This window comes from Acinetobacter junii, assembly GCF_018336855.1.
GTDB classification, from domain to species: domain Bacteria; phylum Pseudomonadota; class Gammaproteobacteria; order Pseudomonadales; family Moraxellaceae; genus Acinetobacter; species Acinetobacter junii.
The window spans coordinates 2738367-2762975 of sequence record NZ_CP059558.1 but is presented as its reverse complement, the minus strand read 5'-3'; the positions used below and the strand labels follow the sequence as shown (position 1 = coordinate 2762975).

22 protein-coding genes and 1 riboswitch are annotated in these 24609 nt (G+C 39.5%); of the genes, 13 read left to right on the top strand and 9 right to left on the bottom strand.

The annotated features are described in order from the left end of the window. Positions 1–588, bottom strand: coding sequence for a cob(I)yrinic acid a,c-diamide adenosyltransferase (locus H2677_RS12730; protein WP_004964025.1), 588 nt, complete (start codon positions 586–588; stop codon positions 1–3). Positions 589–682: 94 nt separating this feature from the next. Further along, positions 683–2539: a TonB-dependent receptor plug domain-containing protein gene (locus tag H2677_RS12725; protein ID WP_212638686.1), complete on the bottom strand. Its 1857-nt coding sequence runs from the start codon at positions 2537–2539 to the stop codon at positions 683–685. 37 nt (positions 2540–2576) lie between these two features. Beyond that, positions 2577–2789: riboswitch (cobalamin riboswitch) on the bottom strand. Positions 2790–2907: 118 nt separating this feature from the next. On the opposite strand from H2677_RS12725, the gene H2677_RS12720 reads away from it, so the two are divergent. Genes H2677_RS12720 through H2677_RS12710 form a run of 3 tightly spaced genes read left to right on the top strand, consistent with a single transcriptional unit; the run spans position 2908 to position 5299 of the window. Continuing rightward, positions 2908–3564 (top strand): phosphoribosylanthranilate isomerase, encoded by a 657-nt coding sequence (locus tag H2677_RS12720; RefSeq protein ID WP_039047065.1) that lies wholly within the window; start codon positions 2908–2910, stop codon positions 3562–3564. Further along, a complete protein-coding gene (trpB, locus tag H2677_RS12715) occupies positions 3548–4777 on the top strand; it encodes a tryptophan synthase subunit beta (RefSeq protein ID WP_004908869.1) in 1230 nt (409 codons plus the stop codon). Before H2677_RS12720 ends, trpB begins: the two co-directional genes overlap by 17 nt. 9 nt (positions 4778–4786) lie before the next feature. Next, the gene (locus tag H2677_RS12710; protein ID WP_129263880.1) at positions 4787–5299 is read left to right on the top strand and encodes a DUF1543 domain-containing protein; all 513 of its coding nucleotides are present in this window, start codon (positions 4787–4789) and stop codon (positions 5297–5299) included. A gap of 50 nt (positions 5300–5349) precedes the next feature. Here H2677_RS12710 and H2677_RS12705 read toward each other — a convergent pair whose 3' ends face one another. Beyond that, the gene (locus tag H2677_RS12705) at positions 5350–7131 is read right to left on the bottom strand and encodes a bifunctional metallophosphatase/5'-nucleotidase (RefSeq protein ID WP_136700400.1); all 1782 of its coding nucleotides are present in this window, start codon (positions 7129–7131) and stop codon (positions 5350–5352) included. A 214-nt stretch (positions 7132–7345) separates the two neighbouring features. Here H2677_RS12705 and H2677_RS12700 point away from each other — a divergent pair, with 214 nt between their 5' ends. After that, the gene (locus tag H2677_RS12700) at positions 7346–8341 is read left to right on the top strand and encodes a DUF2804 domain-containing protein (protein WP_212638685.1); all 996 of its coding nucleotides are present in this window, start codon (positions 7346–7348) and stop codon (positions 8339–8341) included. 129 nt (positions 8342–8470) lie between these two features. After that, complete coding sequence (locus tag H2677_RS12695) at positions 8471–8848, top strand: hypothetical protein (RefSeq protein ID WP_228301657.1); 378 nt, start codon at positions 8471–8473, stop codon at positions 8846–8848. Positions 8849–8933: 85 nt separating this feature from the next. Here H2677_RS12695 and H2677_RS12690 read toward each other — a convergent pair whose 3' ends face one another. Next, positions 8934–9809, bottom strand: a complete 876-nt coding sequence (locus tag H2677_RS12690) for a metal-dependent hydrolase (protein ID WP_212638684.1) — start codon at positions 9807–9809, stop codon at positions 8934–8936. A 116-nt stretch (positions 9810–9925) separates the two neighbouring features. Here H2677_RS12690 and H2677_RS12685 point away from each other — a divergent pair, with 116 nt between their 5' ends. Beyond that, the gene (locus tag H2677_RS12685; RefSeq protein WP_212638683.1) at positions 9926–10948 is read left to right on the top strand and encodes an AraC family transcriptional regulator; all 1023 of its coding nucleotides are present in this window, start codon (positions 9926–9928) and stop codon (positions 10946–10948) included. Positions 10949–10983: 35 nt separating this feature from the next. Here the strand turns inward: H2677_RS12685 and H2677_RS12680 are convergent, their stop codons facing one another. Next, complete coding sequence (locus H2677_RS12680) at positions 10984–12315, bottom strand: Na+/H+ antiporter NhaC family protein (RefSeq protein ID WP_129263872.1); 1332 nt, start codon at positions 12313–12315, stop codon at positions 10984–10986. A 275-nt stretch (positions 12316–12590) separates the two neighbouring features. Here H2677_RS12680 and trpA point away from each other — a divergent pair, with 275 nt between their 5' ends. From trpA to H2677_RS12655, 5 genes are all read left to right on the top strand, one after another. Next, positions 12591–13394 (top strand): tryptophan synthase subunit alpha, encoded by an 804-nt coding sequence (trpA, locus tag H2677_RS12675; RefSeq protein WP_004908864.1) that lies wholly within the window; start codon positions 12591–12593, stop codon positions 13392–13394. After that, the gene (gene accD / locus H2677_RS12670; protein WP_004908863.1) at positions 13391–14287 is read left to right on the top strand and encodes an acetyl-CoA carboxylase, carboxyltransferase subunit beta; all 897 of its coding nucleotides are present in this window, start codon (positions 13391–13393) and stop codon (positions 14285–14287) included. Before trpA ends, accD begins: the two co-directional genes overlap by 4 nt. After that, positions 14284–15570 (top strand): bifunctional tetrahydrofolate synthase/dihydrofolate synthase, encoded by a 1287-nt coding sequence (folC, locus tag H2677_RS12665; protein WP_212638682.1) that lies wholly within the window; start codon positions 14284–14286, stop codon positions 15568–15570. The genes accD and folC overlap by 4 nt, the downstream gene beginning before the upstream one ends. After that, positions 15561–16595, top strand: coding sequence for an SPOR domain-containing protein (locus H2677_RS12660; protein WP_004950449.1), 1035 nt, complete (start codon positions 15561–15563; stop codon positions 16593–16595). Before folC ends, H2677_RS12660 begins: the two co-directional genes overlap by 10 nt. Before the next feature lie 75 nt (positions 16596–16670). After that, on the top strand, positions 16671–17609 hold the full coding sequence (locus tag H2677_RS12655; protein ID WP_212638681.1) for a DUF6929 family protein: 939 nt from the start codon (positions 16671–16673) through the stop codon (positions 17607–17609). Positions 17610–17733: 124 nt separating this feature from the next. Here H2677_RS12655 and H2677_RS12650 read toward each other — a convergent pair whose 3' ends face one another. From H2677_RS12650 to H2677_RS12640, 3 genes are all read right to left on the bottom strand, one after another. After that, on the bottom strand, positions 17734–18318 hold the full coding sequence (locus H2677_RS12650; RefSeq protein ID WP_212638680.1) for a dual specificity protein phosphatase family protein: 585 nt from the start codon (positions 18316–18318) through the stop codon (positions 17734–17736). Between the two features lies 1 nt (position 18319). Next, complete coding sequence (locus tag H2677_RS12645) at positions 18320–19129, bottom strand: MBL fold metallo-hydrolase (protein WP_212638679.1); 810 nt, start codon at positions 19127–19129, stop codon at positions 18320–18322. A gap of 229 nt (positions 19130–19358) precedes the next feature. Then, on the bottom strand, positions 19359–19994 hold the full coding sequence (locus H2677_RS12640) for a peroxiredoxin (RefSeq protein WP_004950459.1): 636 nt from the start codon (positions 19992–19994) through the stop codon (positions 19359–19361). 335 nt (positions 19995–20329) lie between these two features. Here H2677_RS12640 and secA point away from each other — a divergent pair, with 335 nt between their 5' ends. Together secA and H2677_RS12630 are read left to right on the top strand one after the other, a co-directional pair. Next, positions 20330–23065, top strand: coding sequence for a preprotein translocase subunit SecA (gene secA, locus H2677_RS12635; RefSeq protein ID WP_004950460.1), 2736 nt, complete (start codon positions 20330–20332; stop codon positions 23063–23065). A gap of 138 nt (positions 23066–23203) precedes the next feature. Then, entirely contained in the window at positions 23204–23623 is a 420-nt protein-coding gene (locus H2677_RS12630; RefSeq protein WP_004908851.1) for a hypothetical protein, read from the top strand. A 52-nt stretch (positions 23624–23675) separates the two neighbouring features. Here the strand turns inward: H2677_RS12630 and lpxO are convergent, their stop codons facing one another. Beyond that, on the bottom strand, positions 23676–24581 hold the full coding sequence (gene lpxO / locus H2677_RS12625; RefSeq protein WP_035338465.1) for a lipid A hydroxylase LpxO: 906 nt from the start codon (positions 24579–24581) through the stop codon (positions 23676–23678). Positions 24582–24609: the final 28 nt, after the last annotated feature.

Below are 24609 nucleotides of genomic sequence, written 5' to 3'. Positions count from 1 at the left end.
TTATGCTTGTTCAATGCTGTCATTAATGTTCTTTTGCCAGAGTACTTCGCTACCGCCTTCTGCACGTTGCAAAGCACGGGAAGCAACAAATAACCAGTCTGATAGACGATTCAATAGCTGTAAAGCCGTTGCTTGAATATTTTGATCACGACTGTGTACTGACATTAATGCACGTTCAGCACGACGACATACAGCACGTGCCTGATGTGCATAGCTACATGCCAGACTACCTGAAGGTAAAATAAACTCTTTGAGCATCGGCAGCGATTCGTTCATTTGATCAATTTCATTTTCAAGGAATTCAATACAAATCGGTTGGAGTAAATGATAGTTTGGAATACAAACCTCACCGCCTAAATCGAATAGCCAGTGTTGAATAAGACTTAAGCTTTTGTCCCATTGGGCTTTGCTTTCTATTTGGCTAGCTGTGATCTGAGCACGAAGTACACCTATCGTTGCATTCAGTTCATCAACATCACCTAAGGCTGTAATACGCAAATCATCTTTAGCCACACGTGAACCATCTCCAAGCCCTGTTGTACCTGAGTCGCCAGTGCGAGTATAGATCTTACTTAAACGATGTCCCATCAAACTGTCCTACCAATAAAAAGGGGATAATGTCGGTCAAAACATTACCCCGAAAATGGAGTTAATAAAATATTTTTAGGATATTATTGCGCGATTAATAACGGAACGTAACGCCCGCTGAAGCTAGACGACCACCATTAATGTAGTAAACACCACCACCGTTATAAGCGGTTTTGTAGTTCACATCACCGATGTTTTCGAGATTAGTGAAGATTTTGATCATTGGCGTTGGTTGCCAATATGCATTGACATTAGTAGTTACGTAACCTGGTGTTGTGGTTGGGGTGGTTGAAGGCCAGTCGGCAAAATCTTTAGATTTAGATTTCGCAACGATAGATGCTGAAATACCGTAGATTCCATCATCCCAACCAGTGGTTAAAGTTAAGCTTTGTTTCGGACGACGATTTAACTCTTTATTTGTTTCATCATCTTTGGCTTGAACATAGGCATATGTTGTATTTAAAAACAACTCATCTTGTTGCCACTTAAATGATGCTTCGCCACCTGTAAACGTTGCTTTGTTAACATTAATAAGTTTGCCTGCTTGGAAGCTAATTAAATTATCCACTTTGTTACGGTAAACCGATAACCCCAAATCAATACCATAGTTTAGCTTTTGGTCTACACCAATTTCATAAGAAAAACTTTCTTCTGGTTTTAGGTCAGGATTGGCGCCCCAAGACATCGCATACAGATCATTTGTAGTTGGCGCGCGGAATGCAGAGCCAATATTTGCATAAATACTTGTTAGTGGTAATACTTGGTATCTGATCGCACCTTGACCTACAGTATGTGTACCAAACTTATCGTTATCTTCAACACGAACACCAACTTGAGTTTCTATGCCATCTTGTTGATATTGATGCTGAAGAAAATAACCAACTGTATCGATAGATTCTTTGTATTTTACGTCTTCTCCACCCCAAAGATTTTTAGAGTACACATCACCTTTAATGTCTTTAAAGGTTGAACCCAATAAAATGTTTTGTGCAGGTGTGAATTGCCATTTGGTATAGAGTTCTGCCTCTTGAGTCGTGCTATATACGTAGTCAGGAGAATTATTTTGATTTAGGTCGTCTTTATACTGTGATAGTCGTGCATGTACAGCTAAGTTCTCTAGAATATTGGCACGCGCTTTTAGGTTAATCGCTTCATTTTTAAAGTCTTGAGAAACTAAATTGCCATAATTGTCGTAGTCGCTGTAGCCTTCATTTTCACTATAATCAACAGAAGCAGCATAGTTTTCTTGTTCTACACCAATTTTTGCACTATAGCCTTTTTGATCAAAACTCGCTTTCTTCGAGTTTTTAGCATCAGTGACAGGTGTACCATCAGTTTCTAAACGTTGACCACGCAGTTGTGCATAAAACCCATTTTCTGCTAGGTCTGCACCAATTACAGATTTATAAGTTTTATTTTCACCGATCTCACCTGTTACAAAAGCTGAGGTTTTTTCAGGTGTTTTTGAGATGAGTTGCACTACACCGCCAATAGCATCCGCACCGTATAGAACAGATGCTGGACCTTTTAATACTTCAATTTGTTTGATGTCAGTGGTATCAATAAATGGAAGTGAAGCTGCGCCAGATGTATTTGAGTTAAGGCGAACACCATCTCTTAATAGTAGTGTGTGATTTGAATTAGTGCCTCGTAAAAAGATTGAGGCTGCTTGTCCGTAACCACCGCTTTGAACCATATTGATTGAGGCATCTGTTTGTAATAATTGCGGTAATGATGCAATTGGAGATTGCTCAAGAATCTTCGGTTCTATGATGTTGATACGGGCAGGGACATCACTAATTTTTTGTTCTGTACGTGTTGCTGTGACCACGATCGTATCGAGTGATGCAGTTTTATTGGTTGATACGGTTTGAGCAAAAGCAGTTGAACTTAACCCCATCGCAATAGCGATAGCCCCAGCCAAATGTGCCGGTTTTAAATGTGTAGACATGATGTCGCTCCATACATTCACCCATCGTGAATGTTAACGTGGAAGTAAACAACAAGCAGGTCTCCGGACTTCACTATATCATCACAATCGTGATGCTATTAATCATCTTCCCACATCATTCTGATGCAGTGATTTGGCTTAGAGCTGAGATTAATAATTCGGTGTTACCGTTGCGAGGGCAGTGTTGGATTTGCACCAACTTCCCTATAAGCAAAAGAATTTGCTTTAGACTTGTTGCGAGATTGAGCGCAGTATAAAGTGTTCACGTTTTTTAAACAATCGCATTTCAGACTGAACTTTGCCCCAAGCTGGTTAAATTGGATTACAATGCGGTGCAATCAAATTTTAATGCTAAAATTGGACTTATTATGCGCCAAATTCAAAGCCGAACTCGCGCCAAGATTTGTGGCATCACACGTGCACAAGATATTCAAGCCGCAGTAAGTGCTGGCGCAGATGCAATTGGTTTGGTTTTTTTCCCTCCCAGTCCAAGGCATGTCACTATTAAAAATGCACAGGAACTTGCGAATCTCGTTCCTCCCTATGTGCAATTGGTGGGTTTATTTGTCAATGCAAGTGCACAAGAAATCCAAACGGTGCTTGATTCAGTTCCTTTAGATGTATTACAACTACATGGCGATGAAACCCCTGAGCAATGCCAACAAATTGCTGCGCAATGTAAGCGCCGTTGGTACAAAGCGATTCAAGTTAAGCCTGATTTAGATGTTGTGACTGAAATTCAACGTTATGAAGCTGCGGGAGCCAGTGCAGTACTTTTAGATGCATGGCATCCTCAGTTAAAAGGTGGGACGGGGCATTGTTTCGATTGGAATCAATTTCCTCAACTTGATATCCCACTGATTTTGGCAGGCGGTTTAACCCCTGAAAATGTGAGTGAAGCTATACACACTACGGCTGCTTTTGCTGTAGATGTGAGCGGAGGCGTAGAGTCCGCAAAAGGTATAAAAGACCAACAACTCATTGAAAAATTTATGCAAGGAGTCCAACGTGGATCAGCAAAATAATGTGATTGACTACACCCAGTTTCCAGATGCTCAAGGGCATTTCGGTATTCATGGTGGACGTTTTGTGTCAGAAACGCTGATGGCTGCGCTTGAAGATTTAGAAAATCTTTATAATCGTATGAAAAATGATGAAACGTTTTTGGCTGAGTTTGATCGTGATCTTGCGTACTATGTTGGTCGTCCTAGTCCTCTTTATCATGCTGAGCGATGGTCTCAGCACCTCGGCGGTGCGCAAATTTACTTAAAACGTGAAGACCTAAACCATACTGGCTCTCACAAAGTAAATAACACGATTGGTCAGGCATTATTGGCAAAACTTTCGGGCAAAAAACGAATCATTGCTGAAACAGGTGCTGGTCAACATGGTGTAGCAACCGCAACAATCGCTGCTCGCTTGGGTATGGAATGCGTGGTGTACATGGGTGCTGAAGACGTAAAGCGTCAAGCGATGAATGTATATCGTATGCGTTTGCTTGGGGCAAAAGTTGTACCAGTGCAAAGCGGATCAAAAACCTTAAAAGATGCATTAAATGAAGCGATGCGTGATTGGGTAACTAATGTCGATACGACATATTACGTAATTGGTACAGTTGCAGGGCCACACCCATATCCACAACTTGTACGTGATTTCCAGTCGATTATTGGACGCGAAGCGCGTCGCCAAATCCTTGAGCAAGCGGGTCGTCTTCCTGATGCATTAGTTGCTTGTGTCGGTGGTGGTTCAAATGCGATGGGCTTGTTCTATCCATTCCTGAATGATCAAGATGTCAAAATGTATGGCGTTGAAGCTGCTGGTTACGGTATTGAAACAGGTAAACATTCTGCTCCATTGAATGCAGGTCATGTTGGTGTATTGCATGGTAACCGTACTTACCTCATGTCTGATGCACAAGGTCAGATCATTGAAACACACAGTATTTCCGCAGGTTTGGATTATCCAGGTGTTGGACCAGAACACAGTTTCTTGAAAGATATGAAACGCGTTGAATATGTTCCGATTAAGGATGATGAAGCTCTGCAAGGTTTCCGTGATCTCACCAAAATTGAAGGGATTATTCCTGCTTTAGAAAGTTCACATGCGATGGCGTATGTCACTAAACTGGCACCAACAATGTCAAAAGATCAAATCATCATTGCGACTGTTTCAGGTCGTGGTGATAAAGATTTAATGACGGTAGCCCGTATTGATGGCGTCGAAATGGTTGAAATGTAAGTCAACCTCATGCCAAGTTTGTTTATGGTGATGTTGGGTGGTCGACATGCTAAAGCCATAACCGAAGTCCATGATGTGGTTATGGCAATCGGTGATGATGTGCAGGAGATCATTCCTCAACTGAAGCAAGCTTGGTTTGGTGAGTTTAAGGGTTTACATATTGACGCTTGGGCTCAGTTTTCTGGAGTTCAGACGCAAGGCATAGATTATCAAATTCACTTCGCGCTTGCTGCCCCAGCAGTAGACGAGCAAAAGTTATATTTGATCAATCTCGGCGGATATTCAGCAAATCAATTTGGCGAGTTACATCGTTATCACTTGGTGGTTGCTAAAAATAATACTCAAGCTAAACAGATTGCGAAGCAGTTGATTCCACCAGAGTGGGGTAAACCACATACTGACCGTGTTATTGAGGTGGATGATTGTATCCCAATCGATCATGTTGCAGGGCGGTATGTGCATTTAGTGAAAGGTCTGTTTAAGCCGATAACTTGGCAAAATACTTATCTTCCAATTGATTAAATATCATAAAAAAATGGGGAGGCGAAAGCTTCCCCATTTTTTTATGTGAACTACTGAATAACTTTAATACGGTTGGTTTCAGGTGCTTGAACAGGTGAATTTTGGTTGATGTATTTTTCTAATGCATCAATGTCTTGTCCACCACCTACACGATTGGTTCCTTTTGTGAGTACAGTAAAGTTATCGCCACCATCTGCAATAAAACTATTTACGGTGACTCGATAAGATTTGCTATCCATTAAAGCCTGCCCAGAAATCATAATTTGAGTAGCACGTGGGACAGCAGTTGCATCTTTTTTATATGCATAACTCAGCTCTTTAGACGGCTGTAATATGCGCGGTCGATCAGCATTAGCCCCAGACCATTGTTGTTCTAATAGTTCACGGATTTGTTGGCCAGTCAGACTTAAAGTGACAATCGAATTACCAAAAGGTTGTACTGCAAATACATCTCCAAAAGTGATTTGATTATTACTGTTGGTTTGAAGGTCAGCACGTACTCCACCTGGATTCATTAATGTGAAATCAGAGCCTTGATTGCTTGCAGTTAAAGCTGCTGCCTGTTGGGCATCTGCAATTAAATTACCTAAAGCGGTTTCACCACTTTCAGCTGCATTTCGATTAATGACTGTGGTCGTAGTGCCTACGATACGTGCAGAAATTGTAGTTACAGCTTGACGATATTTATCCAGAATCGCTTCGATACTTGGTGTCTTGTTAAATTTTTCATATAAGTTAGTCAAGTTAACCGTAGTCGTTCCAGACGTATATGCTTCGCTTTGAATTGGTACTTGTTGAGCATCTTTCTTGATGACATCCCCAGTTTTACCATCGAGCTCAAGTTTAATGTTGGTAATTGCTGTGCCGTATTGTCCTGCTGAGGTCAATAGAAATGGCTTTTGTGGGTTTAAGGTTGAATAGTCACAGATATAAGACTGGTGGGTGTGTCCTGAAACCACGACATCAACCGCTGTATCTAAACGATCTAATATTCCAGTCAAAGGTCCACTTAATCCCGCGCAGGTTTTCGCATTAAATTTAGTACTTGGCGCTACACCTTCATGTACCACCACAACAATTGCTTCAACCCCTTGCTTTTTTAACTCAGGTATAAGTGAATTGACAGTCTCGGCTTCATCATGAAAATCAACATCTTTGATACCTGCCGCTGAGACAATTGTTGGTGTTGCTTCTAAAGTCAAACCAATAAACGCAACAGGGATATTGCCATAGCGCTTAATTTTATATGCAGGAAATAGTGTTCTTTTGGGATCAGCTTTCAAAGAGACATTTGCTGCTAAAAAGTTAAATTTTGCACCAGCGAAATCTTTATTAATTTGGCAAGGTTTAGTGGTGGTATATTGCTGACAACCACCATTTTGCAAACGACGTAATTCATCAGTTCCACGATCAAATTCATGATTACCAACCGCGTTAAAATCAATTTTGATTTCATTCATGGTTTCAATGGTCGGTTCATCCAAGAATAGGGATGAGGTAAGTGGTGAGGCACTAATTAAATCACCCGCAGATACCACGGCATTGTTAGGATATTGAGCACGGAGTTTATTTATTGCATCTGCGAAATAACTGACACCACCTACAGGAATTCGTACCGATTTATTCGTGTCAGTGGGGTCTTCAGCCTCAATAAAACGTTTTGGTGGTTCCAAATTACCGTGAAAATCATTGAAAGCTAAAATATTAATACTTTGATTTTGTCGTTCTGGTTGGGTTGCAGAACTATTTTGATCATCGTTGTCGTTACATGCTGTCAGTGCTAATACTATGAATCCCAACGCGTTGACTTTTAATAATGGATGTAGAGTCATGTTTTTTGATCGAGTGGTATAAGATTGTTTTTTAAAATAAAACTTGAGTATGAATATTTGATGAAATATTAAGCTAAAATACATCTTGCTGCTCACTCGCATGAGTCTGAACTTATTTGAGTAATTTTGATGGTTCGAGATAATGCTTGAGAAAGCATAGAGCTTGGACTTTATGACGGCAATAGATGCAATGACGCAATCATGGAAATCGACAATGGATTTGATACAAACAAATGGTCAACCTCGTTATGGGCGTTTCGAACACGTTCCGTCACGTATTAATTTAGATGACTATATTTATAAAACCCCTTATGGTCAGGTATTAAAAGGTTGGCGAAAACAGCTTAAATATAAGAAGTTTAAATTCTGTGGATTACAACATGAGCATTTTAGCATCGGGATTGCGATTGTTGATTTGTCATGGGCAGGGCATGCTTTTTATTATGTGTATGATCATCTTGCGCAAAAAGTCATTGAGTGGAATGCGATACAGCCTTTGGCTTTAAAAACACAACTAGACGAACAGCCTTTGTTTAGTCAAAGTTTTTTTAAAAAGTCTGCCTACCAATTTGATATGCAACATGCGAATGGTGTGCGTTATATTCAAGTGACTAAACATGGCGAAACACAGTTGAAAGCGCGGATTTTTTGTGCAGGAACTGACGCTTTGAGTATGTGTTCACCGACAGGTATTAATGGATGGACATATACACAGAAGCAAACCACTTTAGCTGTTGAAGGTTTTTTTATTAGTCCTGATCAGCAACGCATCGACTTTAATGAACAAAGCCTAGCAGCTTTAGATGATACTTGTGGTTTTCTTCGCCCAGAAACTGCTTGGTTTTGGTTGTCGTGTCAATTTAGAGATCAACAAGAGCGACGGATCGGTTTAAATTTAGCCTCAGGTGTGAACGAAAGTTTTGGCAATGAAAATGCTTTGTGGGTTAATGGTCGTCTCTATCCGCTTAATGATGTTTTATTTGAACAGCAAAACGAAACAACATGGTCAATTCGTTCTTTAGATCAACGTCTCAATCTACTTGTTGAAACAGGGTGGTGTCGTTTTGAAAATATTAATCTGCGTTTGATCGGCAGCCAGTTTAATCAATGGCAAGCCAAAGTCAGCGGTACGATTGCACATGACCAAGTCGAATTAGTTTCATTACATAATGAATATGGTTTATTAGAACAGCATTATGCGAAGTGGTGATGGTTATAAATATGCGCCTCTCTTTTCATATTAACAATGAGGTATATTACTCTAGAGAATTCCATTGCATAGCGGATAAAAAGGGAAAAATAATGCTTCTTAGCAAATTTATATTAGAAGGATGAATTGATGGTTGATAATCATGCAAACACATTAGTTATTGAAATTGCGAAAAAATTTATAACTCTCATGATCGATATTGAACCGCATTGGAAAAAAGCATATTTAAGATTTTCCTATAGTAATTCAGTCGCAGAAACGAAAGCATCATTTGTGTTTGAAACTGGAATCGAAATAATAGATGTTTTGAAGCATAAAGATTTTTTTCATAGTATAAATGTGAAAGGACAAGAATTACTTGCGGCATTTGATAAAACTAAAGGTATATTTCTATTGGTAATAGATTCAAACTTTGATTATGAAATTAAATTTGAATATCATGATGTTAAGCGTTGGAAAATTAGCAAGTTAGCAGGTGGAACTGGAGTGCCTGAAGGTGTTGTATAGCTGTGAGTAACTCATAGGAAGAATACGTTTCCCCCGCTCCACCGCATAGCGGTGGAGCATTAAAGGTATTTTTATTTAAATAGAACTAAAGCCCTGCTTGCCAGAACGCTTCACCCGCAGCAATTGGATCATTGGTCTTGGCTAACGTATCAATCCAAACATCATATTGGCGAATAACTGGATGTTGATTTGGGTGGAAATCTTTTTTAAACCAATCGCTGTATTGTTCACGTTTAGAAGTCAAAATACCTTTTCGACCAAAGAACCAAGGTAAACCTTTAAGTGCTAAATCTAGGCGTTGTTTTAAATTAAAACCATCTTTTTTCAGCATGACATCGGTACGATACATCGTAAAACCAAACATCAGAACTGTAGTGAGTACTAAAGCTGAGCGACGTGTGAACTCAGATACATCGCCCACTTCTTTCATGACATCAAAAGCAACATCACGGTGCTCCATTTCCTCGATCGCATGCCAAGCAAATAGCGCTCGAACAAAGGGATCAGCATCCGCAAGAGTTTCCTTTTTACTGTAGAAAGTATCTGCCATGAGCGCCGTCAAATGTTCCGCTGCAGCAGTCATCGCAATGTTGTACTGTGGCGAACGATATTTGAGTTCAAATTTAAAAATTTTCTTCAAACGATCAGTGAACTGATCAACAGGCATACCTTGCTCTTTCATGACTTGATTCATTTTGTCATGGGCAATACCGTGTTGTGCTTCTTGACGAATAAAGTCAGCAACACGTGCTTGCAAGTCAGGATCTGTGATTTTGTCACGAAACAAACGAACAGACTCGATGAAATAGCGCTCCCCATCTGGGAATGTCAGACTCAATGCATCGAACATACGAGTACGGAATGGATCACCACCAAACCAGAAGCGTGGTGCTTCATTAAGGTGAAAATCTAGTTTTGTTCTTACAATTGGATCAACTTGATAGGAAACATGTGCATTCATCTTTGCTCTTCCTTTTTCTTTTTCATGTACTCAGTATGGAAAAAGTCCGATGAAATGTTTTGACAGTTACAGCCAAGTTTTATACAAATAACGACATATCAGGATGAGATTGGTATATGTCAGTTAAAATTATAATTGGATATTTGCGATTGTTTAATCGTGTTCTTCAACAAGAGCAAGTCGATTTGTCTAAAGTTGTGGAACAAGAATTATGGTTAACATTTCAAAATTGTTTAGAACATCCTGATGAGCAAGATTTTGATGTAGAACGATATGTTGTACTTCTACAAGCAGCACAAAGTTATTTTTCGCGGCCCATTACACTTGTTTTGGCTGAACATGCTAACTTGCAAGATTTAGGGCTAATGGGATATTTGGCTTCAACCAGTTTAGACTTACAACAAGCATTGCAACTCTTACAACGATATTATTCTTTGGTTTTTAAGCAAACAAATCTAGAACAATTGAGCGTGCAACAGTTTGCCGAGTACATCCAAATTGTTTGGGGAGCATCGTTTAGTGACTATCGTGAGATGTATGAACTGAATTTGGCATTGATCTTTAAAATTGCACAATCCATCGTACAAGATGCACTTGTTCCACCTCAAAAAATACAGTTTGGTTATCTTCCTCATACGGCGTTGTATCATTATGAAAAGTTTTATGGATGTCCTATTCATGTGCAAGCAGGGCAATATGCCATTCGATTTTCAAATCAAATTTTAAAAGCGAAAAGTATTGCAGGAGATCAACAACTTAATCATGTGCTATCCACACAGGCACAACAATCTTTAAATAGTGTGACTTCTTCTGAGTTACAGCAACAACAATTTAGACAAAAAATACAAACTTATATCGAGCAGGGATTGGCTCAACAAGAAGAGGTCTTGCAAAGCTATGTAGCTAAACGTTTGCATTGTTCTGAGCGAACTTTGCAACGTCAACTAAAAGCTTATCAACTTAACTTTCAGGATGTTTTAGATCAATATCGTTTAGAACAAAGTAAGTTGTATTTGCAGCAAGGAAAATCCCTTTCTGAAATTGCTGAACGACTAAATTATGCTGATCAAAGTGCATTTGGACGTGCTTTTAAACGGTGGACTGGCGTGACACCGAAACAGTTTTTAAAGTCTCTTTAATTTTAAAAACAAAACTAAAGAGACTTTGCAAATGTTTAAGATGTTTTTAATCGTGGATAATTAAACAAGATCGCTAAAATCGCAAATACGGCAAGAATCCAGCAATAGTAAATATGTCCAATTAACTCGACTGGCGAGAGCTTTGCAATTGAGCAAGCCAAAAGCAATTGTGCACCGTAGGGAATAATGCCTTGAATCACGCAAGAAAAAATATCTAACAGTGCGGCGCTACGTTTCGGATCAACGCCATATTCTTTAGCCACTTCACGAGCCATATCGCCTGATAAAATGATCGCAACTGTATTATTCGCAACAAACAAATTGGAGAAGACCACAAGAAAACTAATGCCCAATTCCCCAGCACGCTGACGACCAAATTTAAATAGACGGGTGATACGATAAATTTTTTCGATTAACCACTGTAAACCACCTTCTTTTTGCATCAAAGCTGACAGACCGCCAAGTAACATTGATAGTAGTGCAACTTCAAACATTCCCACGAAGCCATCATAAATAGAAGAATTTAATTTCAATAAATCAAATTCAGGCTTTTCAATCAGACCGATGATTCCAGATAGCACCACTCCAATCATTAAAACTGCAAGTACATGTAATCGGCTGAATGCTAGAAAAAAGACCGCTAGATAAGGCAAAATCAACCATAAATCATAAGCTTTTGATTGAATTGATTCCGCTTGTTGGCTGAGTAGTACATAAGCAATCAAGGTCATGATGGCAGCAGGCAAAGCAATCCAAACGTTGACTCTAAATTTATCTCGAAGTTCGACGTTTTGACTTCTTGTGGCAGCAATCGTTGTATCAGAGATCATGGACAGATTGTCACCAAACATTGCACCACCAACGACAGCCCCAATCGCATAAATTGGTAAAATGTCAGTCGCCTGAGTAAAACCAAAAGCAATCGGTGCACAAGCAGCAATGGTACCCATAGAAGTACCCATAGCAGTAGCAATAAAGGCTGAAATGATAAACAGCATGGGTAATACGAATTCAGCTGAAATCAATGACAAACCTAATTGAACTGTGGCATCAACGCTTCCAATGGCACTTGATACACTTGCAAAAGCTCCAGCCAACATGAATACCATGAACATTAAAATAAGGTTCGGATGACTTGCGCCTTGAAGAAACTCTTCGATGGCTGTGTTGAGTTTCTGTTTGTATAGCAGTAAAGCTAAAATGATGGCAGGGATTGCTGCTACTGGCGCTTTAATTTGATAAAAGGCAAATTCTGTCCCAATCATTGAATGATAGAGACCACTCCCGAGAAAGATGATCAAAAATACCAATAAAGGTAACAAAGCAAGCGCATTGCTTTGCACTTTTTCCTGAGAGTAGGCAGACATAAAAAATAAAAGAATATTTAAAAATTGCGCCTAGTATAAAGGAGCTTTGGTGATTTCTAAAATGCAGGTGGTTTTCTTGAAAATTAGGAATCTTTGATCATTGAGAATTCAGCCAAAATATAGATAAATGTGTCAGGGCTGTTGTAAGTAGTAATATTCACGTTGCAATCACGTCAAAACCTGTTCAATGAGCAAAAAATAGCGTTACAATGCAGTGTTTTTGTATGTCTACAAACAACTCCTCAATTTATATAAATCAAGGAAAGCATAATCCTATGTCACGTCTTGCCACTCGTTTTGAACAGCTTAAATCTCAGCAACGTAAAGCGCTTGTTTCTTATGTTATGGCAGGTGATCCGCATCCACAGGTAACTGTTCCATTACTTCACCAAATGGTTGAAGCTGGCGTCGACGTTATTGAGTTAGGTTTACCATTCTCAGATCCGATGGCCGATGGTCCAGTCATTGCACTAGCTGCTGAGCGTGCATTGGCAGGTGGAACCAATACACTAGATGCGTTGGATATGGTCAAAGCCTTTCGTGAAAAAGATCAAACCACACCTGTTGTTTTAATGGGATATTTGAATCCTGTTGAAGTGATTGGTTATGAAAAATTTGTTGCATATGCAAAAGATTGTGGTGTTGATGGTGTACTTCTTGTGGATCTTCCACCTGAGGAATCTAAGCAGTTTGGTGAAGTCTTAAAACAAAATGAGATGGATCAAATTTTCTTATTAGCACCAACATCAACTGATAAGCGTATTCAGCATGTGGTGAATCATGCGAGTGGTTTTGTTTACTATGTGTCATTAAAAGGTGTGACAGGTGCAGCAACATTAGATACCTCAGAAGCTGCAGCTCGTATTGCAAAAATCAAAACCATGACCAATGTACCAGTTGGTGTTGGATTTGGTATTAGCGATGCTGCATCTGCAAAAGCAATGGGTCAAGTTGCTGATGCCGTGATTGTCGGTAGTGCTTTCGTTAAATCTTTTGCGACATTGCCAGCAGATGATGCTGTGCAAGAGACGGTAAATAAAGTGAAGGAGCTTCGAGCTGCGCTCGATGAGTTAGTATGAGTCAAGAGTTAACAACAGGGAAGGTTCTTAGCCCTTCAACGCCTTGGATTGAGCGTCAAGTCCCTGGTATCCAAGTTGCTACTGAGCAGCAGACATTCAAAGCAACTTTTACTGAGCCTACGATTGAATGCCCAGAGTGTCATGCATTGGTGACACGTACAGCAATGTCTTTCAATGCTTATGTTTGTCCTCAGTGTGACGAACACTTACGTATGCGTGCCCGTGATCGCTTAAACTGGTTTTTTGATCAAGTTAATGCAGAGTTGGGACAAGAGTTTGCGGCTAAAGACCCATTAAAATTTGTGGACAGTAAACCTTATCCTGAGCGTATGCGCGAAGCTCAAGATAAAACAGGTGAAACAGAAGCTTTGGTTGTGATGCAAGGTTCACTTAAAGGTTTAGACCTTATCGCATGTGCTTTTGAGTTTGACTTCATGGGTGGCTCAATGGGGACAGTCGTAGGTGATCGTTTTGTCCAAGCGGCTGAACGAGCAATTGAATTGCGTCAACCTTTAATCTGTTTTGCTGCATCGGGTGGTGCTCGTATGCAAGAGGGTATGTTGTCTTTGATGCAAATGGCACGTACTTCAGCAGCGATTCAGCGAATGAAAGATGCACGTCTTCCGTATTTGGTTGTATTGACACATCCTGTCTATGGTGGTGTAACCGCTTCACTCGCGATGTTAGGCGATGTACATATTGCTGAACCTAAAGCGATGATTGGATTTGCAGGTAAGCGCGTAATTGAGCAAACAGTTCGTGAAAAGTTAGAAGAACCATTCCAACGTGCTGAATATTTGCTTGATCATGGTGTGGTCGATCAAATTGTTCATCGTCATGCATTACGTGATACTGTATATAGACTTGTTGCTAAATTGATGAACTTACCTTGACACAGCAAACACCACATTCTGATGATACATTAACAACATGGCTCGATTATTGGAGCCATGTTCACGTTACGGGCATTGATTTGGGATTGGAACGCGTTATTCCAGTTGCTGAAAAGCTTGGAGTAATGAAACCCAATGCAAAAGTTTTTACGGTTGCAGGGACCAATGGCAAAGGCTCAACTACAACAACGCTTGCTGCGATTTTAAATGCGCAAGGTTATAACGTGGGGCTTTATCAATCGCCGCATATTTACCGTTTTAATGAGCGGGTAAAGTTAGCGGGGCAAGAGGTTGATGATCAAAGTCTTATCGATGCTTTCGTACTCGTAGATCAAGCACGTCGTGAGTGTGGATTAAGTTTATCTTTCTTTGAAGCAACCACTTTGGCTGCTTTTTTGATTTTTAAACAAAAGCAATGTGATGTATGGGTACTCGAAGTAGGACTCGGTGGTCGCCTAGACGTGGTCAATGTGATCGATCCTGATATTGCCGTGATTACCAATATTGGTTTGGATCATGTGGATTGGTTGGGCGATACAATTGAAAAAATCGCTTTTGAAAAAGCTGGAATTATTCGTCCGAATATTCCCGTGATTTTTGGTGGTAATCAACCTTTACCGCAAGCGATACAAGATAAAGTGCTTGAATCTAACGCTAATCTATACGCATTAAACCGAGATTATTTTTATCAATTAAATGATGACGGTCTGTCATGGTGTTTTGCTTCTTCAGGTACAACATTAAAGTTGCCGACAGGACATTTGGCAATTGAAAATATTTCAACTGCTGTTGCTGCAATCTTAGTAAGTGGTTTGCCTATTTCTCAATCCACAATTGCTCAAGGTATTCAGCATGCTTCATTGCAAGGACGATTTGAAATTCGTCAAATTCAAAACAAAACCGTCATTTTTGATGCTGGGCATAACCCTCATGGTGTCGAATTTTTGTTGAACCAGTTGCGAAAATTCTTAAAATACAATAAACAGTACACAGAAGTTGTGGCTGTATTCTCAATGTTGGCAGATAAAGATATTGCATCTGTAACTGATTTACTAAAAACAACAGTAAAAAATTGGTTTATTGCTACTTTAGATGTGCCTCGAGCTGCACCAATGCAACAATTAAATGAAGCATTGGCAGGTCAACAGGTGCACGAATTTAGCAGTATCCAGCAAGCGTTTGAAATTGTGTTGAAACAATGTAATAACAATCAACTGATTTTAGTCTGTGGTTCGTTTCATACTTTAGAAGCGGTCTGGGAGTATTTAGAAGAATGTCAATGAATAACAAACAACGTTGGATGGGCGGCGTTGTTCTACTTGGAGGAGGTGTTTTATTGGCAGCCTTACTTCTCAAGGGCAATGAAGAAATAGAGCAAGACAAAGCACAAGCAACAATCTCTCATCCGATTCCCAAAACTCAATCAAACTCAAATACAGCACAACCTTTACAAGATGGTGAAATGGTTTCACTCCAACCACTCGCTGTGGATGTTGAAACTGAAAAGCGATTACTTGAAGAGCAGCGCCTCGCTCGTGAAAAAGCTGTTGCAGAGCAAGAAGCCAGAGCCGCTGAGTTCTTGAAAATGCAACAAGAAGCTGAAGCTGCTGCTGCGCGTAAAGCTGCTGAAGAATATGCAGCTTTAAATGCACGCCGTAGTTCAGAGCAAGAAAGTTCAGATAATATTCCTCCTGAACTTGCAGAAGATGACAAAGCAAAAGCTCAGCGTCTTGCTGAGGAAAAGCGAAAGTTAGATGAAAAAAAGAAAGCTGAACAACAAAAGCAAGATCAACTTAAGTCAGACGCTGAAAAGAAGCTAGCGGAAGAGAAACGTAAAGCTGAAGCTGAGAAAAAAGCAGCGGAAGATAAACGTAAGGCTGAAGCAGATAAAAAGGCTGCTGAAGAAAAACGCAAAGCTGAAGCTGAGAAAAAGGCAGCAGAAGACAAGCGAAAAGCTGAAGCTGACAAAAAAGCGGCTGATGAGAAAAAACGTAAAGCTGAAGAAGAAGCCAAGAAGAAAGCTGAGGCTGAAAAAGCACGCGATCTTATGGAAAATGGCGATAAGAAGTGGATGGTTCAAGTGGCATTGGCTGCAAACCAAGCAAATGCAGATGCTGTCGTATCCAAGCTACGTGCTAAAGGCTATAAAGTCACAACCAGTTCTACCTCGAAAGGTATTCGTATTATGGTTGGACCTGCCAAAGATCGTGATGTTGCTGATGCAACTCGGAAAAAGATTTCTTCTGATGAAAGTCTGAATATGAAATCAGCTTGGGTAATTGACTGGGTTCCTCTAGATCAAAGATAAATAGTTGTTTAAGTAAGCTAAGTATCCTTGAAGTTGAGCTGATTGTGCGTTTTTCATCGAATAGGAGATGAAGTAATGGAACAAACGGATTTAAAGATACTTGAAAAATTTAGTTTTTCGCCAGACTCAGCAATTGGAGCATTGTCTGGCGTTGCTTACTTAGGCGACTACTTATATTTCGTTGGGGATGATGTTCGTTACTTATTAAAAACTAGCTTAAAAAATAAAATTACTGCAACAACAACTTTTGAAAAAGTCCCTTTATTGGAGTCATCTGAGCAAGAAGCTCTCACCGTATTAAGCAAAGCAGAAAAGCCTGATTTTGAAGCATTAAGTTGTATCATTTTTAATGAACAACTTCATTTATTGGTTATGGGCTCAGGTTCGACTGAAAAGAGAAAGCAAGCTCTGTTGTATAATCCATCTAATCATCAAGTTCAGACTTTGCTCGATAAGTTGGATTATGATTATTTGCAGCACTGCGTTGCACTCACAGGCGGAGCAGATTTAAATATAGAAGCAGTATGCTCAGATAGTCATCATCTTTATATTTTCCAACGTGGCAACATTAATCACTTTCATGGTGTTTTAGTATTTGATCTAGAAAAAATTCAAGCACATAAATCTTTAGAAAATGCTCTTATACGTTCATTTAATCTCACATTACCTGAGATTAATGGTTCAGTAAGTGGTATTTCAGATGCTTATTTTTTAGCAGATAAGAACGTGATCGTTGCAACCGCTGCCGTTGAGCAAACGTTAAATACCTACGATGATGGTGCAGTGTTAGGAAGTTATATTTTAGTGCTCTCACTGAAAGGGGAAGTGCTAGATTCCTTTTTGATCCAAGATGCTGAGGGAAACACTTTAGCCATTAAGGTTGAAGGAATAACTTGGCTTGAGTCAAATGCTGATGGAGAGGTCTTCTTATTAGTCACCGATAGTGATGGTGGTCTTTCCGAAGTGATCACGGTTTTGCTCAAGAATTCGGTTTTTACCAAACTAGATACTTAGATATTAGGTTTTATTGGTGATCTCACAATATGAAAAAAGATGTATTTCTTGAGTCTTAATTATACCAATGACAGTGACAGGTTTTTTGCCAAGAAAATCCACCTCTCAAGTGAGTGTTTAAGTTTTAACTTGAAGGGTTGGATAATTGCTGCTGAATCCATTTTACATTTTCTGAGGTAAATAGATTTTCAATGTTTTTCCAAATGATATGGTAGCCATAACCTCCTTGTTTCATTTCTTTGACTGCATTTTCAATTGACCAATTTTCAAAAATAATACGATACATCGCAATGGTTGCACCTGTTCGATCTGATCCGTGATAACAATGAACAAGGACTTTTTGATTATTATTTTTTGCAATCTGAATAGCCTGCATCGCTTGAAGTAAGTCTTGGCGATTAATTGCCCATGTTTGAATTGGTATATGTACTAAATTTAGCGATTGATTTTGGAGTACTTTTGCATCTTCATTTCGAGCTCTTAAATTGATCACCGTTTCAATCTGATATTTTTTTAGTAAAGGTATTAACTCAGAATTGGGTTGTTCACTGCGATAAACATTCTGACTGATCTGATAAAAATTATGCGTATCCGAGATTAAAGCCCCCCAATTTTGAGGGCGTTGAGATTGCTCTATACTCGGATGTGTCATACATCCATTTAGACTTAATGTTGAAACAACAAAAACAGTAATAAATATTCTTTTCATTTTATTGATAGCGATTAAATTCATAAGGGTCGTGGGCACAAATTAACTCAATGCTTGGTTCATGTTGAGCTAGATATTGTAACTGTTTAAGGTTTTGCAAACGTAGTTGGTTATCTTCAGCCAATAACCGTTCAGTGAAATCTAAAGCTCTGAGTTTGTTTTTTGGGTTTAGCTCAAGATGAGTGTAATAGGCATCGCCACAGAACAACATCCAGCCATCGGCCTTTTTAATCGCAATTCCACAGTGCCCAGCGGTATGCCCAATCAAGGGAATCATTAAAATTTCATCGTGAAATAACGGAAGCCCTTTAACTTTTTGCAAGTTAAACCATGGCTCGCCATCATTATGTTCAGCAAAGTTCCAATAGCGATGCTGTTTAAACTGTTCAGTCTTATAACGAAGTTTGCCTTTGGTTGTAAGTGATTGAGTTGCATTAAACTCCGCTGCTAAGAGATGCACTGTTGCATTTGGAAAATCAGAAATTCCACCAGCATGATCAAAATCCAGATGGGTCACAAAAATATGTTTTACATCACTCGGGTTAAAACCAAGTCGCTGTATCTGCTGAATGGCAGTTAGTTTTAGGTTCGGTACAATTGAGCCAAATTGTTTGAGTAAACTCCCTAATCGCTGTTCAGTATGCAGATAATCCTGAAGTCCTAAGCCTGTATCAATTAGGACTAGACCGCGATCAGTTTCAATGAGGAGACAATGACAGACTAGATGTGATTTCCAACCTTTTTGACCAAACAGTGGGGCGCAAACTGGACAGAAACTTCCACAGTGCAAATGATGAATGTTATAAATCATAGCGTTCTTATTTTATTAAAGTTTAAGATTTCTCTTATAACGTATCAAATAAGAAAACTAAAATGAAATTTTATAAGCTTAAAAAAAATGCCTATCGATATGATAGGCGCTGGAGTTTGAAAATAAAATTTTGTTTTAATAAGTGGTTTAGTATGGCGCGTTGAATATTTTTATACGATGTATCTCATCAGTCTTGCACTTCGCTCAAAACCTTGAATTAGCTTCAATCTTACTCAGGCTGAGGCGTGAGACGTAAATAAGGTTTTACAGCAGTGTAACCCTTTGGAAAACGTTGTTTAATTTCCTCCTCATCTTTGAGTGATGGGACAATAACAACATCTTCACCGTGCTGCCAGTTTGCTGGAGTCGCCACTTTGTGATGATCTGTCAACTGTAATGAGTCAATTACACGTAATACCTCATTAAAGTTTCGACCAGTTGATGCAGGATAGGTAATAATCAAACGAACCTTTTTATTGGGATCAATAATAACCAATGAGCGCACGGTTAGGGTTTCACTGGCATTAGGGTGTATAAAATCGTATAGCTCTGAAACTTTGCGATCTTTGTCAGCAATAATCGGGAAATTCACCGTTGTGTTTTGAGTTTCATTTATATCCTGAATCCAGCTTTTATGTGATTCCACATCATCCACAGATAAAGCGATTGCTTTCACGCCTCGTTTTGTGAATTCATCTTTGAGCTTTGCGGTGAACCCCAGTTCTGTCGTACAAACAGGTGTAAAATCAGCAGGATGTGAAAATAAAATCCCCCAGTTATTGCCTAGAAACTCATAAAAATCAATTTTTCCTTCGCTCGATTCTTGTTGGAAATTTGGAGCAATATCACCTAAACGTAATGTCATACTTCGTCCTCAGAACATTTCTAATCTTATGTGTGTTGGATTAATATGCGCCAGAAGGCTTAGAAGTAAAAATATTGTTTTTTGATGTTTTTATGAGTTTAAAAGATATAGAGCTGAGTTTGGTTGGAAAATTGATCGGAAATTCACATTTTAGTCGATGTAACTTATAGTCAAATTTGCTACATTAACTGACTTTGGTTGCTTGTGGTCAGAATTGCCTCGCAGATTTTTTTACCTGTTTGGATGCAAAGCCCTTGTAGTTCTTATTTCTGACTCCATAATAACAGCTAAGAAAAAATTACCTATTTAAACAAACAGGATTAGAGAGTTTATTCATGTTGGCAAGTCTGATCGGAGGTATCTTCGGTACTAAAAATGAGCGTGAGCTCAAACGCATGCGTAAAATTGTTGAACAAATCAATGCGCTTGAACCGACGATATCTGCTCTTAACGATGCAGACCTTTCTGCAAAAACTCAAGAATTCAAAGAAAGATTTAAAAACGGTGAAAGCCTAAATAAATTATTACCTGAAGCATTTGCAGTTTGTCGTGAAGCTGCAAAACGCGTGATGGGAATGCGTCACTATGATGTTCAGTTGATTGGTGGTATCACACTGCACGAAGGCAAAATTGCTGAGATGCGTACAGGTGAAGGTAAAACTCTGATGGGTACTTTAGCATGTTACCTCAATGCATTGAGTGGTCAGGGTGTGCATGTCATCACCGTCAATGACTATCTTGCACAACGTGATGCTGAACTCAACCGCCCATTATTTGAGTTTTTGGGTTTAAGCATCGGTGTGATTTATTCGATGCAAATGCCTGCTGAGAAAGCACAAGCTTATTTGGCAGACATTACTTACGGTACGAACAACGAATTTGGCTTTGATTATCTTCGTGACAACATGGTGTTTTCTCTACAAGAGAAAAAACAACGTGGTTTAAGTTATGCCATCATCGATGAAGTAGACTCGATCTTAATTGATGAAGCACGTACACCATTGATTATTTCAGGTCAAAGTGAAGATTCATCGCATTTATATCAGTTAATCAATAGCATTCCTCCAACATTAAAACCTCAGAAAGAAGAAAAAGTGGCTGATGGCGGACACTTCTGGGTTGATGAGAAACAACGCTCAGTTGAAATGACTGAGGTTGGTTACGAGACTGTTGAGCAAGAGTTAATCCGTATGGGATTACTTGCAGAGGGTGAAAGTCTTTATTCTGCTGCGAACCTAAATCTGGTTCACCATGTCACTGCTGCGATTCGTGCGCATTATCTATACCAAAAGAACGTTCACTACATTATTGGCATTAATCCTCAGACTCAAAAAGAAGAAGTGATTATTGTTGATGAAAGTACGGGTCGTACGATGCCTGGTCGTCGTTGGTCTGAAGGTTTACACCAAGCGGTTGAAGCCAAAGAAAATATGGAAATTCAGCCTGAAAACCAAACTTTGGCAACCACAACGTTCCAGAACTATTTCCGTTTGTATAAAAAGCTTTCAGGCATGACAGGTACAGCTGATACTGAAGCTGCTGAAATGAAAGAAATCTACGGTTTAGATGTTGTTATTATCCCAACTCACCGTCCGATGGTGCGTAAGGATCACAACGACTTAATTTATTTAAATCGTAACGGTAAATACAACGCAATTATCGAAGAAATTACCAATATTCGTAAGCAGGGTGTTGCGCCGATTTTGATTGGTACTGCAACGATTGAGGCGAGTGAAATTTTATCTGCAAAGTTATTACAAGCAGGTATCCAACACGAAGTTCTCAATGCAAAACAACATGAGCGTGAGGCGGACATTATTGCTCAAGCAGGTAGTCCAAACGCCGTAACGATTGCAACAAACATGGCAGGTCGTGGTACCGATATTTTGCTTGGTGGTAACTGGAAAGCCAAACTCGCAAAAATTGAAAACCCTACGCCAGAAGACGAAGCTCGTTTACAAGCGCAGTGGGAAAAAGATCATGAAGATGTATTGAATTCAGGTGGTTTGCATATCATCGGTTCAGAGCGCCATGAATCACGTCGTATTGATAACCAGCTTCGTGGTCGTGCGGGTCGTCAGGGTGACCCTGGTGTTTCTCGCTTCTACTTATCGCTTGAAGATGATTTGATGCGTATCTTTGCGGGTGATCGTGTTGTTGCCATGATGCGTGCAATGGGCTTACAGGAAAATGAAGCCATTGAACATAAAATGGTGAGTCGTTCTATTGAAAATGCACAGCGTAAAGTTGAAGCACGTAACTTTGATATTCGTAAAAACTTATTGAAGTATGATGATGTAAATAATGAACAACGTAAAATTATTTACTCACAACGTGATGAGATTTTGGCAGAAAGTACATTACAAGATTATATCGAAGAGATGCATAAAGAGGTGATGAAAGGCGTTATCGCGAACTTCATTCCACCTGAATCTATCCATGATCAATGGGATATTCCTGGTCTAGAAACTGCTTTACGTACGGATTTAGGTATCGAGCTTCCTGTACAGCAGTGGTTAGATCAAGATCGTCGCTTGGATGAGGAAGGTCTGATTGCACGTATTTCTGATGAAGTGATTTCACGTTATCGTCAACGCCGTACTCAAATGGGTGATGAATCTGCTGCGATGTTAGAGCGTCACTTTATGCTGAACTCTTTAGATCGCCATTGGAAAGATCATTTAGCTGCGATGGATTATTTACGTCAGGGTATCCACTTGCGTGGCTATGCTCAGAAAAATCCAGAGCAGGAATATAAGAAAGAAGCATTTAATTTGTTTGTGAACATGTTGGGTATTATCAAATCAGACGTTGTGACTGATTTATCTCGTGTTCATGTACCAACAGCAGAAGAATTGGCTGAGCTAGAAGCACAACAGCAACGTCAAGCTGAATCAATGCGTTTATCATTTGAACATGATGATGTAGATGGTTTAACGGGTGAAGTGACTGCATCTGAAGAGCCTGAATATACAGCGAATAATGCTCCATTCCCAGTTCCAGAAAGCCGCAATGCACCGTGTCCTTGTGGTTCAGGATTAAAATACAAACAGTGTCACGGTAAAATTTAAACTTCGATATCGTTTGATAAACAAAGCAGGGTTAATCCCTGCTTTTTTACGAGAAGTAACTTGAGTCGTTAAGTGCTTTATAGTTTCATTATTCAATAGAATGACTTTGACTGAATTCGCATGAAACGCGGGAAGACAATGAAAAAACCATTACAACTTTTAATTTTAGCGAGTGTTGCGGTATCAAGTGTAGGCTTTGCTAATGAAGCACCACAAGCAACGACCACAACCACAGTCGACAAAGTACTTGCAGCAAAAGGCGCGACGACAGCTGAAGCTCAAGTTAAACGTGAAGTAACTACAGTAATCAGCCCTCGTACAGGGATTCGATATACACTTGGAGATACAGGGAATCGCCCAATTGTTTTGCAAACAGCGGCTATTGCACCTGCTAACTCTGCCAATATCAATCGTATTGTAGCTGCTAACCCGGCATTATCTGCAAAGAGTCAGGAAAAGGCGAAGATCGCACTCATTGGTGAAGCCGCAGTACAAGCTGCTGATGCAGCCGCTGCTCAAACAGCAAGTGCTCAAGCACCACAAGCTACCAATCAATAAAAGTTTCAACAAAAAAGGAGATGCAGATGCATCTCCTTTTTTTTACAGCTAATTAAAGAAAGCTAGGTAATAAAATCAGACCAATAATGATTGCAAACATCAGCCATTTTGCAAGATAGTAAACTTTACGATTACGTTGTTTTAAACCACGACCATAATGATGTACGGCATAGCCATACTTGAAAATTCGATTGATAAAACCTGTTTTATCTTGATCATCATTCGGTGAACTTGCAGCTGACATAACATTGCGACCAAACCAATGATTGATCTTCTGAGCCCAGCCCCATTTCATTGGACGCTCGATGTCACAGAATAAAATAATACGGGTCTGATCCGTTTTATTTTCAGCCCAATGTACAAAAGTCTCATCAAAAACAGTTGCTTCACCATCACGCCAGCTATAGCGTTCTTGATCAACTTCAATAAAACAGTCATCGCTGTTTGGTGTTACTAAACCTAAATGATAACGAACTGAACCCGCATAAGGATCACGATGCTTACCTAAATAACTTCCGGATGGAAGTTCAGTAAACATTGCTGCTTTTACTGAAGGAATACTTTCTAACAAGGCAACTGTCTTAGGGCAAAGTTGTTGAGCTGATGGATGGCTAGCTTGATACCATTTTAAATAAAAACGTTTCCAACCACGTTTGAAGAAGGTATTAAAACCTGCATCGTTATTCTTTTCAGCTGCTTTAATTTGATTTTGTAGCTGGATTGCTTCTTCACGGATTACTTGCCAATTGTCCTGTAATGGTTTGAGCTCAGGAAACTGCGCCACATCAAAGAATGGTTGGTTCGGTAATTTAGAGAAACCAGTCATAAACATATTAACTGGTGCTAGAAATGTCGAATGGTCGAATAATTGTCGAGATGCTTTTAATCGTTCTTTGCCACGATAATAAGTGTATAAAAAACTGACCAAAAATACGGCAACGATAATCACTGCGTACATGAGCACAATCATCTAAAAAAAGGGAGTC